The organism is Acidaminococcus sp. (genome assembly GCF_057597765.1).
This window is the reverse complement of sequence record NZ_DBMBXK010000004.1, coordinates 172,277-188,455: the sequence shown is the minus strand read 5'-3', so window position 1 is coordinate 188,455 and position 16,179 is coordinate 172,277. Positions and strand designations below refer to the sequence as shown.

The 16,179-nt window shown below is 58.2% G+C and carries 10 protein-coding genes and 1 pseudogene; 1 reads left to right on the top strand and 10 read right to left on the bottom strand.

Annotation, left to right across the window (positions count from 1 at the left end; genetic code table 11):
• Nucleotides 1-158: 158 nt before the first annotated feature.
• Nucleotides 159-395 (bottom strand): annotated as a pseudogene (locus ACZOF8_RS04075) (Pycsar system effector family protein); the annotation flags it as partial.
• A gap of 133 nt (nt 396-528) precedes the next feature.
• Here ACZOF8_RS04075 and ACZOF8_RS04070 point away from each other — a divergent pair.
• A complete protein-coding gene (locus tag ACZOF8_RS04070; protein WP_022488164.1) occupies nt 529-2,583 on the top strand; it encodes a transglycosylase domain-containing protein in 2,055 nt (684 codons plus the stop codon).
• Nucleotides 2,584-2,715: 132 nt separating this feature from the next.
• Here the strand turns inward: ACZOF8_RS04070 and ACZOF8_RS04065 are convergent, their stop codons facing one another.
• The 9 genes from ACZOF8_RS04065 to ACZOF8_RS04025 form a co-directional block, all read right to left on the bottom strand.
• The gene (locus tag ACZOF8_RS04065) at nt 2,716-4,092 is read right to left on the bottom strand and encodes a pyruvate carboxylase subunit B (protein WP_022488163.1); all 1,377 of its coding nucleotides are present in this window, start codon (nt 4,090-4,092) and stop codon (nt 2,716-2,718) included.
• A 120-nt stretch (nt 4,093-4,212) separates the two neighbouring features.
• Nucleotides 4,213-5,388: a M20 family metallopeptidase gene (locus ACZOF8_RS04060; RefSeq protein WP_487426576.1), complete on the bottom strand. Its 1,176-nt coding sequence runs from the start codon at nt 5,386-5,388 to the stop codon at nt 4,213-4,215.
• 13 nt (nt 5,389-5,401) lie between these two features.
• Entirely contained in the window at nt 5,402-5,944 is a 543-nt protein-coding gene (locus tag ACZOF8_RS04055; RefSeq protein WP_487426575.1) for a hypothetical protein, read from the bottom strand.
• Nucleotides 5,945-5,975: 31 nt separating this feature from the next.
• The gene (gene mmuM, locus ACZOF8_RS04050) at nt 5,976-6,926 is read right to left on the bottom strand and encodes a homocysteine S-methyltransferase (protein ID WP_022488160.1); all 951 of its coding nucleotides are present in this window, start codon (nt 6,924-6,926) and stop codon (nt 5,976-5,978) included.
• A gap of 43 nt (nt 6,927-6,969) precedes the next feature.
• On the bottom strand, nt 6,970-8,412 hold the full coding sequence (locus ACZOF8_RS04045) for an alanine/glycine:cation symporter family protein (RefSeq protein ID WP_022488159.1): 1,443 nt from the start codon (nt 8,410-8,412) through the stop codon (nt 6,970-6,972).
• Nucleotides 8,413-8,471: 59 nt separating this feature from the next.
• On the bottom strand, nt 8,472-9,662 hold the full coding sequence (locus tag ACZOF8_RS04040) for a hydantoinase/carbamoylase family amidase (RefSeq protein ID WP_487426574.1): 1,191 nt from the start codon (nt 9,660-9,662) through the stop codon (nt 8,472-8,474).
• A 447-nt stretch (nt 9,663-10,109) separates the two neighbouring features.
• Entirely contained in the window at nt 10,110-13,682 is a 3,573-nt protein-coding gene (locus tag ACZOF8_RS04035) for a PolC-type DNA polymerase III (RefSeq protein WP_487426573.1), read from the bottom strand.
• A gap of 21 nt (nt 13,683-13,703) precedes the next feature.
• Complete coding sequence (locus ACZOF8_RS04030) at nt 13,704-14,381, bottom strand: MgtC/SapB family protein (protein WP_022487003.1); 678 nt, start codon at nt 14,379-14,381, stop codon at nt 13,704-13,706.
• A gap of 82 nt (nt 14,382-14,463) precedes the next feature.
• A complete protein-coding gene (locus ACZOF8_RS04025; RefSeq protein ID WP_154487308.1) occupies nt 14,464-16,179 on the bottom strand; it encodes a proline--tRNA ligase in 1,716 nt (571 codons plus the stop codon).

Genomic DNA, 16,179 nt, shown 5'->3' with positions numbered 1-16,179 from the left:
TGTAATGGCTATTTGTTTGGGCTGAAAATGGTGATTTCAGCTGGGCTCTAAATGGTCAAATCTGATGGGCTCAAAATGGCTAATTCAGATGGGCTCTAATATTACACAAAGGTGTGAATACTTTTCTTATTTTGTATTCAACTTCAGAGAGTCGGGAATTATGCTAATAAAACTACTATAAGTACAAATAAAAGCGCCCATAAGTCCAGTTTTAATGCAATGTTAAACATCTTATATTTATTAACAGCAATTCTGCTATTAATAATAATATCTTCAGCTAAATCTTGCACACATTTATTCGCTTTAGATTCTTTATGCCCGTAATTAAGATTTATACATTTTATATATTCTTCAGTAGATTTAAATAATGCAATGCTTCTATAAAAAATCAAATTCTGAGTATTAGAATTCGATACGTCTAAGGAGAAGAGATAAAAGGGGAACTATACACCTCACAAAGCAAATGTGGTATAATATGCTGTAACTTATGGTCTCAATCTATTTCTATCTGTTATAGGAGCTGACGTGATGACAAGCAATAAAAACAGGAACTGGAGGAACCCCTTCGGTTCGTCTTCCCCCCACAAACGGAAAAAGCTGGGCGGAACAATCTTTTCTGCCCTGATGGCCCTGGTGCTGGTGGGCTTCCTTTCGGTGGCTGCCTTCTTTGCCGTGGCCAAATTCACCACCGCCAAGATCCTTACCAAGGATATGGCTCCCATGGCCTCTTCTCAGTTCTTCGATGCCAAGGGTAACCTGATCACCACGGTGGATTCGGAAGAAGACCGGATTCCGGTGACCATCGACAAGGTACCCAAGAACCTGCAGAACGCGTTCCTGGCTGCAGAAGACATCCGGTTCTATGAACACGGGGGCATCGACTTCCGGGGCATCGGCCGGGCCATCTACACCTACATCCGGTGGGGCGAGGTCCAGGGGGGCAGTACCATTACCCAGCAGCTTGCCAAGAACTACTTCCTGACCCAGGAGCAGACCCTGAGCCGGAAGCTCCATGAAGCCTTCATTGCTCTCCAGATCGAGCAGAAGTACACCAAGAAGGAAATCCTGGAAATGTACATGAACCAGATTTACTTCGGCCAGGGTGCCTACGGGGTGGAAACCGCCGCCAACACCTATTTCGGCAAGCATGTGGAGGATCTGGACCTGGCCCAAAGTGCCATGATTGCCGGGATTCCCAAGAGCCCCAACTACTACTCTCCCCTGTCCAACCCCAAGGCCGCCAAGGCCCGGCAGAAGACGGTGCTGGAGCAGATGGCCAAGTACGGGTTCATTACCAAGGAACAGGCTGACAAAGCCTATGCGGAACCTCTGACCTACAAGAGCCTGAATGAATCCCCCGGCTCCAAGAAATACTTCATTGATTACTGCATCCAGCTGCTGGTGGACAAATTCGGTCCGGATGCCGTATACAAACAGGGTCTGAAGGTGTACACCACCCTGGATCCGGAAATGCAGAAGGCGGCGGAAAAGGCGGCAGCCCTGACCCCCACCTATTACACTGACAGCAACAAGCTGAAGCAGCCTCAGAGTGCCATTGTGGCAGTGGATCCCAAGACCGGGTACATCAAGGCCATGATCGGAGGCCGGGGCACGGACCAGTTCAACCGTGCCGTCATGGCGGAACGGCAGCCTGGTTCTTCCTTTAAGCCTTTCGTTTACATGAACGCCATGGAACAGGGTGCCACTCCCAGCGATACCGTCCAGGACTCCCCCATCCCGGGAGACTGGAACCCCCAGAACTATGACCGGAGCTTCCATGGCACCGTGTCCTACCGGACGGCACTCACCTATTCCTACAACGTGCCTGCCGTCAAGGTGGCCATGAAGTACGGAACGGAAAAGACCCTGAAACTGGCCAAACGGCTGGGGATCACCACCCTGGTGGATGATGACGACAACGCGGCCATGGCCCTAGGGGGCCTGACCCACGGGGTGACGCCTCTGGAAATGGCCGGTGCCTATGCGGGCATCGCCAATATGGGGAAATTCAACAAACCCACTCCCATTGTAAAGATCCTGGACCGGAACGGCAAAGTGCTCTATGAACACAAAACCAATCCCACCCAGGCTGTGAAACCGGAAACTGCCTACATGATGATTTCCATGATGGAAGACGTTATGACCCGGGGTACTGGCCGGGGGGCCGCCATCAACCGTCCCTGCGCCGGGAAATCCGGGACCACTGACACTTACCATGATGCCTGGTTCGTGGGCTTTACGCCCAACCTGGCCTGTGCCGTATGGATCGGGGATGACAACAACGAATCCCTGGGCGGCATGACCGGTGGCGGTGAGCCGGCCACTCTGTGGCGGACCTTCATGAGCAACGCTCTGGAAGGGGTGCCGTCGGAAGACTTCGAGACTCCGGACGGGTTCAAGATGCCTGCTCCCAAGTATGAAGCTCCCAAGGCCCAGCCCAAGAAGGAAACCACCAAGAAGAAGGATACCAAGAAACAGAGCAGCAAAAAAGAAGACAGTCTGCCGGGAGACGGAAACGTTCCCCAGCCGCCCCGGTCCGGGAAGAGCTCCACACCCCCGCCCGTACGGCCGCCAAAGCAGTGATAATGAAAAAATCCCCGTCGCAAATGCGGCGGGGATTTTTTTGTCAATGGTCAGCGGAGGGCCGAGAACAACAAAGAACCCGTCCCCAAAAGGGGCGGGTTCTTTTCTTCGGCTGTTGCCGCGGCAGCAGCCTTACCGATTGTTCTTGAAGAAGGCCAGGGCCACTTCGGGGAACAGTGCATAGGACAGCACGTCTTCCACAGAGGCGTTGGGATAGCCTTTGGCGGCCAGGTCGGCTTTCATCTTGTCCATTTGCGGCGGAATGTCGTCGGCCGGTCTGTGGGTGATGGGAGCGATCGTGGTCTTGCCGGTCTTCTTGACGATCCAGCGGCGCACCACTTTCTTCAGATCTTCGCTGATAGGCCCCGGAGTCTTGCCGTATTTGCCCAAAACAATGTCCTGGATTTCTTTGGGGATCATTTTGTACCGTCCCATCATTACGTTCATGGTAGCCATGGTGCCAACGATCTGGCTGGAAGGAGTAACCAGCGGAGGATACCCCAGGTCGGCCCGGACTCTGGGCACTTCCTTCAGCACTTCTTCGTACTTGTCAGCCATACCCATCTGGGTCAGCTGGTTCAGCATGTTGGACAGCATACCGCCGGGGATCTGGAAGCTCAGGACCTTGGGGTTGATGCTGATGTTGCTGGGCAGGTTGAAGGTCTTCACCAGGTCAGCACGGACTTTCTTGAAGTGGTCCGCAATGGGCCCCAGTTTATCCATGTCGATGCCCGTATCTCTGGGAGTCCCTTTCAGGGTGTATACCAGGGATTCAGTGCAGGGATGACTGGTGGTTTCCGCAAAGGGAGACAGAGCCGTATCCACAATGTCCGCACCGGCTTCGATGCCCTTCAGCAGAGCCATGGAAGCCATGCCGCTGGTGCAGTGGGAATGTACATCGATAGGAATATTGATTTCTTTCTTCAGGGCTTCCACCAGGGAAGAGCAGGCATAGGGAGCCAGCAGGCCGGACATGTCTTTGATGCAGATGGAGTCAGCCCCCATTTCCACCAGTTCCTTGGCCAGCTTCAGATAGTCGCTGTCCTTGTGGTACGGGCTGATGGTGTACACCAGGGTGCCCTGGGCATGAGCGCCGGCAGCCTTGGTGGCTTTCATGGCAGTTTCCAGGTTCCGGGTATCGTTGAAGGCATCGAAGATACGGATGATGTCGATACCGTTGTCCACGCTGCGTTTTACGAATTCGGTGACCACATCGTCTGCATAGTGGTTATAACCCAGGATGTTCTGGCCACGGAGCAGCATCTGCAGCTTGGTCTTTTTCACATGTTTCCGGATGGTGCGCAGCCGTTCCCAGGGATCTTCATTCAGGAACCGCAGGCAGGAGTCAAAAGTGGCGCCGCCCCAGGCTTCCAGGGCATAAAAGCCGCAGTCATCCAGTGCTTCCAGTACGGGCAGCATGTCGCTGGTGCGCATACGGGTGGCACAGAGGGACTGATGGCCGTCTCTGAGAACCGTTTCCACGATTTTAACGGGCTTCGGATTGTTCATTGCTCAACCTCCTATAGGTAAAGAACCGACTAATGGTTTTATACAATATCCATTATATCATACAACTGTCCTGGGGGGTAATACATTGTACTTTATTTTAATTATTAGAATGTTCTTATCTCAGTGTGAAGCTTTTCGTTTCCGGAATTCTTCCCACATGGCAGTAAGCCGAGCTGGATCATCCAGGATGGCGCCGCAGGCACCGGCCAGGATCCGGCTGCCGTACCCAATGGCTTCATGGGCGGCTTCCGTCTTCCCGGCTTTCAGATAGGCTTCGGAATGGGCCGGAGTTCCTTCAGGCACAAAGGCCACCCGGATGCAGGTGCCGGGCATATGGTACAGGATGATGCCGAAATCCGTGGAACCGGTTTTCTGCCGGGGTTCGGACAGCTGGGGCGCCCCGAAGGCCCGGGCCTGTTCCATCACCAGGTCGTTGAGGGTAAGGCAGGGAATCTTGGCGTAGAATTCGTGGGTTTCGGTGATGGTGTGGGTGGTGCCGGTCATAAGGCAGGCCCCTTTCAGGATGTCCAGGAACCGGGGTTCCAGACTCCGGAGGTAGCCGGTGTCATAGGACCGGAGTTCATACTGGGCCAGGGTCCGGTCAGGGACCACATTGGCCGGTCCCCCGGCATCCCGGACGGTGTAGTGCATCCGGGTGTCGTCCTTCACATGTTCCCGGAGAAATTCCATGGCGTTGAAACTGAGGATCGCGGCATCAAAGGCGCTGCGCCCCTGTTCCGGACTCATGGCCGCATGGGCCCGGACCCCGTGGAATTCCACAGTGTAGCTTTTGTTGGCCATGCTCTTTATATCCACACAGGTATTGGGGGCGGCGTGCATCATCAGGGCAATGTCCATGTCCTGGAAGCAGCCGTTTTCCATCATCACGGTCTTGCCCCCGATGGTCTCTTCCGCCGGGGTCCCGTAGATTACCAGGGAGAAGGGCACCCCGGTGCCCTCATACTGGTCCCGGACCGCCAGGGCCGCCCCGATCACGGACGGGCCCTGGAGATGGTGGCCGCAGCCGTGGCCCATACCTTCCAGAGCATCGTATTCACAGAGGAAGCCCAGCCGGGGTCCTCCCTCCCCCTGTTTCCAGGTGGCCCGGAAGGCGGTGGGCAGGGTCCCCACTCCCTTTTCCACAGTGAACCCCTGTTTTTCCAGGTAGTCTTCCAGCAAGGCGGAGGATTTCACTTCTTCCAGGCCCACTTCCGCCCAATCGTAGATGCTGTCCGCCAGGGCGCACAGTTCTGCCCGGCGTTTTTCCCAGCTTTCGGTGATTTTCTTTTGATCCATGGTTTTCTCCTTTTTATCGGCTGTGCCGGCGGTACCAGTCCAGATATTCCCGTTCCACGTCGGCAAAGGGCCGCACCTGGTAATCCACAGTCAGGTGCAGGGTCCCCTCCTGTTCCCGGTTTTCCGGATGGTCCATCAGATGATGGAGATCGCTGAACATAAGCGCCCGGTCGATCTGCTCCACTTCCGCCGCCTCTTCCCGGGTAAGGGGCCCTCCCAGGAACCGGTCCAACACCGCCTGGAGCAGGGTGTTTTCCAGTTCCCGGTACCGGGGCATGTTTACCTTGTAGGGATGGGGCACATCGGACAGGTAACATTCCGTGGCGTCGTGGAGCAGGGCCGCCAGGATCACCCGGCGGCTGTCTTCCCGGGCGGCCGCTTCTTTGGCCGCCGCCAGACAGTGCTGACCCACGGAATAAAAGGTCCGCACGTGGCCGTTGCCCCGGCACAACAGGCTCAGGGCATGGGCAATGTCTTCGATCCGGATCTTCTCCGGGTCCGGATGGAGGGGATCGAACTGGATCCCGGTATAGGTGGTGATTTCCCCGTCACTCATGGAGTGAGGCCTCCTTTGCTTGTTTTCCGTTTCACCGCTTCAGGAACTGGTCCCGTGCCGCCGCCACCTGGCGGATATGGTCCGCCACCGTGGTGCAGCAGCCTCCTACAGCCACTGCCCCGGCCTTCATGTAATCCAGGGCGTAGTCACCGAACTTCCGGTCCGTCCCCACCCCATGCCAGGTCTTGGTCACCGGGTCGTATTCTTCTCCACTGTTGGGGTAGACGAAGATGGGACGGTCGGAAGCGGCTTTCAGTTCTCCGATCAGGCTCACCAGGTATTCCGGTTTGGTGCAGTTCACCCCCAGGGCCTCCACTTCCGGGAACTGGCGGACCACTTCTGCCGCAGCTTCCCGAAGGGGCGTCCCTTCGCAGATGTGGTGCCCGTCCCGGCAGGAGAAGCTCACCCAGAAGGCAGCTCCCAGGTCCCGGGCAATGGCGGCTTCCACCAGGGCTTCTTCCAGGGAGGGCTGGGTCTCGAACAGCAGTACATCGGCCCCGGCCTGCCACAGAAGCTCTGCCCGGCGGCGATGGAATTTTTCCAGATCAGCCTGGGAAACCCCATAATGACCCCGATATTCGGACCCGTCTGCCAGATAAGCCCCGTAAGGCCCTACCCCGGCCAGGCACAAAGGCCAGGCCCGGCCGGCGGCTTTCCCTTCCTGGTCCCACCATTCCTGCCGGGCTTCCTGGAAAATGGTTACAGACCGGGTGATCAGATTTTCCGCTTCCTGCTCTGTAAAGCCGTTGGCCGCAAGACCGGGAATGGACGCCTGGTAGCTGCAGGTGATCCCGGCATCAGCCCCAGCCCGGAAGTAGTCCAGATGGACCTGCTTCACCAGTTCCGGCCGGTCCGCCAATACCCGGGCGGTCCACAGGCTGTTGTTCAGGTCGGCTCCCAGATTTTCCAGGGCTGTGCCCATGGAGCCGTCAATGACCAGGATCCGGTTCCGGTCCAGGATATTCTGCAATGTCTGTCTCATACTTTCTCTCCTTCTCCCCTCTTCACTCTTCTCTTTGTACTCTTCACTCTTCACTCTGCACTCTTCCCTCATCTTCCAGGGTCCCATAGGACACCACCGGAGGATTTTCTCCCTGTTCTTTGGCCGGCAGGAACCGGAACCAGAAATCGTTGAACAGCCGGAAAATCTCCTTCTGCTGGGTCACAATGAACAGGATGGTGATCATCACATAAATGGCGGACAAAATGTCCGTCATGGCCCATAGGGCGTCAGCCCGGGCATGGTAGAGCACCACACAGGGCACCATGTAGTAGAACATATAGAGCCGGGTGCCGATTTTGTTCCGCTGGGTATCCCCAAAGGCGTAGTTGACGGATTTTTCACAGCTGTAGTACATGCCGATGATGGTGGTCCAGGCAAAGACCGTAATGGCCAGGGCCAGGAACCAGGCCCCCGGCTCCCCGAAAGACACCCGGAAGGCGGCGGTGGTGAGCCGGGCGCTGTCCAGGCCGGGGAAATCCGTATAGGCGTGGGTCAGGATCAGGGAAAGGGCTGTCACGGAACACACTACAATGGTATCCAGGAACACTTCTCCCCACCCCCAGGAGGCCTGACGCACCGGGTGATCCGTCCGGGCCGACGCATGGGCAATGATTCCATAACCGGTGCCTGCATCGTTGGAATACAGCCCCCGGGCGATGCCATAGCGCATGGCGTCCTTCATGGTGGCTCCGGCAAAGCCTCCGGCAGCAGCCGTGGGACTGAAGGCACTGCGGAAGATCAGGGCCAGGGCACCGGGGACTTCCTGCCAGTTCTGGATCAGGATGGCCAGGCCCCCCAGGATGTACAGCAGGGCCATGACCGGCACCACCCGTTCCATCACCCGGGAGATCCGCTGGAGTCCCCCGAAAATGGTGGCAAAGCAGGTGATCCCCAGAAACGCCGCCGCATATTCCGGAGGGATCCCGAAAGCTTCCTTCAGGGCCCCCACCACAGATTCGGTCTGGACGCTGCAGGTCCAGGGACCCAGGGTAAAGCAGGCCACGGACAGGAGCAGCGCCCCCCGTTTCCACCCCAGGGCGTTTTTCATCACAAAGGACCGGTCGCACATGTATTCGTCCATGGATTGGGAATATTTCACCCGGAACCGCTGGCCCAGGATGATTTCACAGGCCTTGGTGGACATGCCCAGGCAGCCGGACACCCACATCCAGAACACGGCCCCCGGTCCCCCGGACACAATGGCCGTGGCCACCCCGCCGATGTTCCCCACCCCGATGGTGTTGGCCATGGCGGTACAGGCAGCGGCAAAGCCGGAAACCGTGCCGTGGCCTTCTCCCTTCTGGAACATTTTGCCGAAGGTATTCCGGAAATGGAACCCCCAATGGCGGAAATTGTAATAGAAATGGAACCGGAAACTCAGATACAGCCCCATGCCCACCAGGATCACCGTCATTGGTGTCCCCCACAAAGCATCTGCAGCCCCCTGCAGCAAAGAAAGCAGCAATCCCTTCAACTCCTTACAAGTAATTTACATTCTATAATATCAGTTGGAACAGACCCTCTTCACTGGATTTCCCCGTCCAGCTCCAGGAGGGTCCGGTAAAGCACTTCTCCGCCCCGTTCCACGTCTTCGGCCGGAGTGTATTCCTGACCGCTGTGGCTGATGCCTTTGTGGCTGGGGATGAACAGCATGGCTACCGGGATCCGGTGGGCGATGGAATCGGCGTCGTGGCCGGCGCCGCTGGGCATCACCTGCCAGGTGGCTCCCAGGCTGTCCGCCGCTTTTTCAAAGGCTTCCATCAGCTTGGGGTCGCAGACGGCGCTGTCCTTGTAAATCAGCTGTTGGATGGTGAACCGGGCGTCCGGAATCAGTTCGGTGGCCGCCTGGATCTCCCGGATCAGTTCGTCGGTGTACTGCCGGTCCACATTCCGCATTTCAAAGGTGCAGGTGACCTTCCCAGGGACCACATTGGCCGCATTGGGCCAGCACTGGATCTTCCCGGCGGTGAACACCAGGCTGTGGCCGATTTTCCGGCAGGCGGCGTCGGCAAAGACAATAAGCTTGGCCATGGCCACCATGGCATCCTGCCGGTCCTCCATGGGAGTGGTCCCCCCGTGGTTGCTCTGGCCTTCTGCAGTCACCAGGTACCGGACGATATTGGAAATACCGCTGACGATACCCAGCTGGACACCGTCCTTTTCCAGTTTGCCTCCCTGCTCGATGTGGGTTTCCAGGTAGCAGGCCGCATCGGAAAAGTCCCGACGGCAGGCCAGGATTTCCTCCACCCTGCGGCCGAACCCTTCCAGCGTTTCCTTGAGAAGGGGCTGGTCCGGGTCCGTAAGCCCCGCCAGGGCCCGGCTGCCGAAGGTGCCTCCCAGGGGGCTGGCTTCTTCCCCGTTGAAGGCGTACACCTCCACCGTGTGCCGGAGCCGCCGGCCTTCTTCCTGCAGACGCTGGACACAGCCGATGGCCGCCGCCACCCCGTAGGCCCCGTCGTAGAGGCCCCCGGAAGGCACCGTATCCAGATGGGACCCCATAAGGATGTGCCTGGCGTCCGGGTCCGTCCCGGGCAGCACGGCCCGCAGGTTCCCGGCAGCATCCCGGCTGGTGGAAAGCCCCGCCTTTTGCAGCAGATTTTCCGCCGCCTCCAGGGCCTGGAAGAATTCCGGGCTGTACAGCCGGCGGGTATAGGACCCATCGGGATTTTTCCCGAAATGGGCAATGGTTTCAAGGATGTCCATGATCCGTGGCATGGTGTGATTCCCTCCTTTTTTGTCAATGGTCAAGGGCAGTCGGAAGCCAACCGCCCCAGGCGTTTGGCCTGAAGAGAAACGCAGCTGACGCTGCTAACCCACCACCATTGCGCAGGCGCAATGGTCCCCCGCCCTTGAAAAGGGGCGGATAAATTGCACAGCAGGCTGAACGCCCTTGTGCATAAAGCAGCGGGCGCAGCCCCAAACGGTATATCCGTCCTTTCTAATGGCAGGAATACGCTTCGTCAGGCCGACGCCCTGGTGCATAAACCAACGGGGCGCAGCCCCGAACGTATATCCGCCCTTTTCAAGGGCGGGGGACCGGCCGCTAGGCCGGTGGTGGGTTAGCAGCCTACGGCTGCGTTTTCCTTCAAAGGAACCTGCCCCCCCGCAGGTTCCTTCCTGCTTCCAGTGACAGGGGCTGTTGCCCCTGCAACAGCCCCTCTTTTAAAACAGCTCGATCTGGTCCGTCTTGGGCATCCCTTCCAGGACACCCAGGTCTTCCAGGATCTCCACGTTGCTGGTACTGATCTTGGCCCGGTTCCGCAGGTCTTCCTGGGAAATGAAGGGGCCTTTTTTCCGGGCCTCCACGATCCCTTCCGCGGCCACGCCCCCGATGCCTCCAATGGCACCCAGAGGCGGCAGCAGCCCGTGTTCCGTCACCAGGAACTTGTGGGCGTCGGATTTGTACAGGTCCACATCATCAAAGGTGAAGCCCCGTTCCAGCATCTCCACACACAGTTCCATGTAGGTGGCCGTATCCTTGTCGTTCACCGAGGCCTTGGTGCCCTGGGCGTTCACGTTCTGAATGAACCGCTTCATGTAGTCCAGGCCCTTGTGGACCAGGGTGAAGTCGAAATGGGGAGCCCGGACCGTAAAGTAGGCGGCGTAGAACTCCTTGGGATGGTGCACCTTGCAGTAGGCAATCCGGTAGGCGCTGAGCACGTAGGCCACGGCATGGGCCTTGGGGAACAGGTACTGAAGGGTGGTACAGGCCTTGATGTAGAAATCCGGGATGTGGGCCTTTTCGAAGGCTTCCAGCTGGTCCGGTTTGAACCCTTTCTTGTGGGCCTTCCCTTTCCGGCTCCATTCCATGATCCCGAAGGCCATGCTGGGCTCCATGCCCTTGTTGATCAGCCAGTTCATGATGTCGTCCCGGGTGGAAATGGTGTCTTCCGTGGGGGTCCCGCTTTTGATCAGGTCCTGGGCATTGTTCAGCCACACATCGGTGCCGTGGGAATACCCGGAAATACGCAGCAGGTCGGAAAAGTTCTTGGGCTTTACGTCGGAAATCATCTGGCGTACGAACCGGGTGCCGCATTCAGGCACCCCGTAGGTGGCCACGTCCGTACCGATCTGCTCCGGGGTCACCCCCAGGGATTTGGTGGACAGGAACAGTTCCATGGTGTCCGGATCCCCGATGGGGATGTTCCGGCAGTAGTCCTCTCCCAGCATCCGGTCCAGCATCTTGATCACCGTAGGATCATCGTGGCCCAGGATATCCAGCTTGACGATCCGTTCGTCAATGGAGTGGAAATCGTAATGGGTGGTGATGGTGCCGCAGCTGGGATCATCCGCCGGATAGGACACGGGGGTGATGTAGTGGACATCCAGGTTCCGGGGGATAACCACAATGCCCCCGGGATGCTGTCCGGTGGTCCGTTTCACCCCGGCCAGTTTGGGGATCAGCCCTTCGATGAAAGCGGTCCGTTTGGGCTCCCCGCGGGTTTCGTAGTACTTCTTGATGTACCCGTAGGCGGTCTTGTCCTTGATGGTGCCCAGGGTACCCGCCCGGAACACATTGTCCCGGCCGAACAGTTCTTCGGTGTATTTGTGGGCCCGGGGCTGGTATTCCCCGGAGAAGTTCAGATCGATATCCGGCACCTTGTCCCCGTGGAACCCCAGGAATACGGCAAAGGGGATGTTGTGCCCGTCCCGGATCATGGGAGTCCCGCATTCGGGACAGTTCTTTTCCGGCAGGTCGAACCCGGACCCTACGGACCCGTCCGTAAAGAATTCCGTATGGTAGCAGTGAGGACACCGGTAATGGGGCACCAGAGGATTCACTTCCGTAATGTTCAGCATGGTGGCCACAAAGGAGGACCCTACGGAACCCCGGGACCCTACCATGTACCCGTCGTCGTTGGATTTTTTCACCAGCAGATGGGCGATGTAGTACAGCACCGAGAACCCGTTGCCGATAATGGAAGACAGTTCCTGCTTCAGCCGGTCCTCCACGATTTTGGGCAGCTTGGGCCCGTACCATTCGTGGGCCTTGGCATAGCTGAGGGATTCCACTTTTTCCTTGGCACCGGGGATGGTGGGCGAATACAGCTGGTCCCGGTCGGGCACCGGTTTGAAGTGCTCCACCTGGCCGCTGATTTTGTTGGAGTTCTCCACCACCACTTCATAGGCCCGGTCCCCCAGGTAGGAGAATTCCTCCAGCATCTCTTCGGTGGTCCGCAGATACAGGGGCGGCTGTTCCTCGTCGGGATAGCCCATCCCCGCCTGGAGGATCTTCCGGGCCAGGGCGTCTTCCGGATTCAGGAAATGGACGTCGCAGGTGGCCACGGTCAGTTTCCCCAGTTCGTCCCCCAGGGACAGGATCTTTTTGTTGATGGCCTGGAGGTCTTCCACGGTCTTGATCTCCGGGAACCGGGGATCCCGGATCAGATAGTTGTTGTTGCCGGTGGGCTGGATTTCCAGGTAATCGTAGTAGGAGGCGATTTCCCGGAGTTCGTCTTCCGGCACCCCTGCCAGAATGGCCCGGTACACTTCCCCGGCAGCACAGGCGGAGCCGATGATCAGCCCGTCCCGGTACTGGTCCAGGAGCCCTTTGGTAAGCCGGGGCCGCTTGGGTTTGCCCCCGAAATACTGCAAATGGGACAGGGACACCAGCCGGTACAGGTTCCGGAGACCTTCCACATTTTTGGCCAGGAGGATGATGTGGTAGTTCTTCTTGTCTTCCCGGCTGTGGCACAGGTACCCTTCCACCCCGTAGATCAGCTTCAGTTCCCAGCCATTCTTTTCCTTCAGGGCTTTGGCTTCGTCATAGGCAAATGGGAAGGCCTGGACCACCCCATGGTCCGTCAGGGCCAGGGATTTGTGGCCCCAGCGCACGGCGGTGTCCACCAGTTCCTTGATGGGGGTGAGCCCGTCCATCTTGCTCATTTTGGTGTGGCAGTGGAGCTCCACCCGTTTCACGTCCGCCTTGTCTTCCCGGCGTTCCACCGGTTCCTGCATAATGCCTTTGACCCCCACCATCACCAGTTCCGAGTTGGCGTACTTGTCCACGGTGATGTTCCCCTGGATCTTCACCAGGGATCCTTCCGGGATCTTTTTCTGGAGATCGGCACATTCCTTCATGTTCTTTTTCGGGTCGTTCCCCTCGTTCCGTTCCCCAAACCGGATCTTGGCAAAAAGCCCTTCGGTATCGTCACTGAGCTTGATGGTGAGCATGACGGCTCCCGTCCGGAGTTCCCGTACATCGAACCCCACCACGGTGCCTTCCACCACCACATTGTTCTCTTCTTCCACCACTTCCGCCATGGTCCGGGCCTTTTTGGTGATTTTCCGGCCGTAGACCACTCCGTCGGTCCGGTTCCCGCCGCCCCGGCTGGCTTCCACCGCTTCCAGGGCCTTCAGGTATTCCTCGCTCTGGAAGAAGTCGTCCTCCTGGGGCTCCTCTTCCGGCTCTTCCGGTTCCGGAGGCAGGGGGATTTCCTCATCCTCCAGACAGGGAGCCGCCACCTGGTCCGCATTCACGTTCACGAAGGTCACCTGGGCAACAGAACAGGCAGCGGCCAGCTTTTTCGCCACCGCTGCCAGTTCCTGCTGTTCCAGAGCCGTCGCTGCCGCATCGTAGGAGATCTTCCAGGTATTCCTGGCTTCATCCACTTCCACGTACCGGATGGGAAAGGTTTCCACACAGTGCCGCTGTTCCGGGCTCAGGTCCAGAGTGACCATAAAGTCCAGGAACACGTGTCTGTTGGGTACGATCTTATAGCAACTTGCGCTCATTCCAACCTCTTTGTTCCTTTGTCAGTCATCCACCAGGACGACCTTTTTCACCGCTTCGGCGTTTTCCAGTCCGCTGATGATGGCATTGGCATTGTAATATTTGCCGATTTTCACCAACAGATCCACTTCGATCACACTCCGCTGGGGATCATTCCGGATCCCCAGGATCCGGGTCTTGATGTTCCGTTTCTGGAGATACTCCATAACGTCCATCATGCTATCCGGATTTTTGCTCAGGATCACATGGAGCTTGCACCGGGTGGGTTTCCCCGCCGGAAGCACCTTCTTTTCCAGCCCCCGGATCAGGATCAGGGTGATCAGGGCGATCCCAGTGGCAAAGATGCCCAGGGCCATCATGCCGCAGCCCACTGTAAGGCCGATGGCCGATACGATCCACAGACTGGCGGCGGTGGTAAGCCCCTTGACGGTGAGCCCTTCGTGGAGAATGGTCCCGGCCCCTAAAAAGCCGATGCCGCTGACCACCTGGGAGGCGATCCGGGAAGGATCCCGGGCCTGGGGATGGCCGTCGATGCCGTAAATGGACACCACCATCAAAAGGGCGGAACCGGTGGCCACCAGCACATGGGTCCGCAGCCCCGCCGGCCGGTCCCCGCTGCTCCGTTCCAGACCGATGAGCCCGCCCAGGAACGCAGCCATCAGGATCCGCAGGGTAAGCTGGGCCAGCATTCCGTTATCCATGCCTTTGTCTCCCTTCCTGGATTGTTACCGGTCAACGGTCAGCAGGCCTCCACTGGCCATTGACCGTTGACAAAAACAGTGATTACAGCGCCTTGTCCAAAATGTCCCGGATGGCCTGGATCCAGTCTCCTTCGAAGGACACGTCGGCCATTTCGCCGCTGCACCGGAGCTTGGTTTCCATAGCGCCCCGCTTCATGGTCTTGGGTCCGATGACGATCCGCAGAGGGCAGCCGATAAGGTCCGCATCCTTGAACTTCACCCCGGCCCGTTCGTCCCGGTCATCCAGCAGGGTGTCGATGCCGGCAGCGTTCAGGGCATCGTGGACTTCCACAGCCTTCTGCCAGCTTTCTTCATCCTTTACGTTCATGGCCAGCACCATCACCTGGTAGGGGGCGATGTTTTTGGGCATGATGATCCCGTCTTTGTCGTGGTGCTGTTCGATGGCAGCAGCCAGGGTCCGGCCCACGCCGATGCCGTAGCAGCCCATGACCAGGGGATGTTCCTTTCCGTCCACGTCCAGATAGGTGGCATGGAGGGCTTCACTGTATTTGGTGTTCAGTTTGAACACCTGGCCCACTTCGATGCCCCGGGCTTCCTTCAGATGGCCGTCACAGTGGGGGCATTTGTCCCCGGCCACGGCGGTGCTGATGTCCGCCACCTGGGTGTACACGAAATCCCGGGAGGGTTCCGCATTCACATAGTGGACGTCCTTTTCGTTGGCCCCGCAGCACACATTGTGCATGTTCATCACGGAATGGTCGATGAGGATGATGGCCTTGTCCTTGTCAAGGCCGATGGGTCCCATGAATCCGGGCACCGTGCCGGCTTCCCGGATCAGGTTGTCGGGAGCCATGTCCACTTCGTTGCAGCCTACGGCGTTCACCACTTTGGTGTCGTTGACTTCCTTGTCCCCCCGGACAAAGCACAGCACCAGTTTCCCTTCGTCGGTGACAAAGGCCACGGCCTTCACGCTTTTTTCCACAGGAGCCTTCAGGAAGCTGCACACGGCTTCAATGGTATTGCACCCAGGGGTTTCCTTCTTTTCCAGTGCTTTGGGTTCTTCCGCAGGAGCTGCGATGGCGGCACATTCGGCCTTTTCCACGTCGGCGGCATAGTCGCAGGTGTCGCAGTACACGATCCCCGCTTCCCCGCTGTCTGCCAGGGCCATGAATTCATGGCTGCCCTTGCCGCCGATGGCCCCGCTGTCCGCTTCCACCGGCCGGTAATCCAGGCCGCACCGGGTGAAGATCCGGGAGTAGGCATCGTATTCGTCCTGGTAGGATTTGTCCAGGCCTTCCATATCCTTGTCAAAGGAATAGGCGTCCTTCATGATGAATTCCCGGCTGCGCATCAGCCCGAACCGGGGGCGCTTTTCGTCCCGGAACTTGCTCTGGATCTGGTACAGGGTCACAGGCAGCTGCCGGTAGCTCCGCAGGTCGTCCCGTACCAGGGTGGTCACCAGTTCTTCGTGGGTGGGCCCCAGGCAGAAGTCCCGGCCGTGCCGGTCTTTCAGTTTGAACATTTCCGCCCCGTAAGCCGGCCACCGGCCGCTTTCCTGCCAGATTTCAGAAGGCTGGACAATGGGCATCATGATTTCCTGGGCGCCGGTGGGGACCATTTCCTCCCGGATGATCTCTTCGATCTTCCGCAGGCTCCGCCAGGCCAGGGGCAGATAGCTGTACAGGCCGCCGGCCACCTTCCGGATGTATCCGGCCCGGAGCATCAGCTTGTGGCTTTCAATGACGGCTTCTGCCGGTACCTCTCTGAGAGTGGGTGCATACAATTGGGAAACGCGCAT

What these genes read in the sequence shown, in the direction of transcription:
- ACZOF8_RS04070 (WP_022488164.1), top strand. Translation starts at nt 529, where the DNA reads ATGACAAGCAATAAAAACAGGAACTGGAGGAACCCCTTCGGTTCGTCT.
- ACZOF8_RS04065 (WP_022488163.1), bottom strand. Translation starts at nt 4,092, where the DNA reads ATGAACAATCCGAAGCCCGTTAAAATCGTGGAAACGGTTCTCAGAGAC.
- ACZOF8_RS04060 (WP_487426576.1), bottom strand. Translation starts at nt 5,388, where the DNA reads ATGGATCAAAAGAAAATCACCGAAAGCTGGGAAAAACGCCGGGCAGAA.
- ACZOF8_RS04055 (WP_487426575.1), bottom strand. Translation starts at nt 5,944, where the DNA reads ATGAGTGACGGGGAAATCACCACCTATACCGGGATCCAGTTCGATCCC.
- mmuM (WP_022488160.1), bottom strand. Translation starts at nt 6,926, where the DNA reads ATGAGACAGACATTGCAGAATATCCTGGACCGGAACCGGATCCTGGTC.
- ACZOF8_RS04040 (WP_487426574.1), bottom strand. Translation starts at nt 9,662, where the DNA reads ATGCCACGGATCATGGACATCCTTGAAACCATTGCCCATTTCGGGAAA.
- ACZOF8_RS04035 (WP_487426573.1), bottom strand. Translation starts at nt 13,682, where the DNA reads ATGAGCGCAAGTTGCTATAAGATCGTACCCAACAGACACGTGTTCCTG.
- ACZOF8_RS04030 (WP_022487003.1), bottom strand. Translation starts at nt 14,381, where the DNA reads ATGGATAACGGAATGCTGGCCCAGCTTACCCTGCGGATCCTGATGGCT.
- ACZOF8_RS04025 (WP_154487308.1), bottom strand. Translation starts at nt 16,179, where the DNA reads ATGCGCGTTTCCCAATTGTATGCACCCACTCTCAGAGAGGTACCGGCA.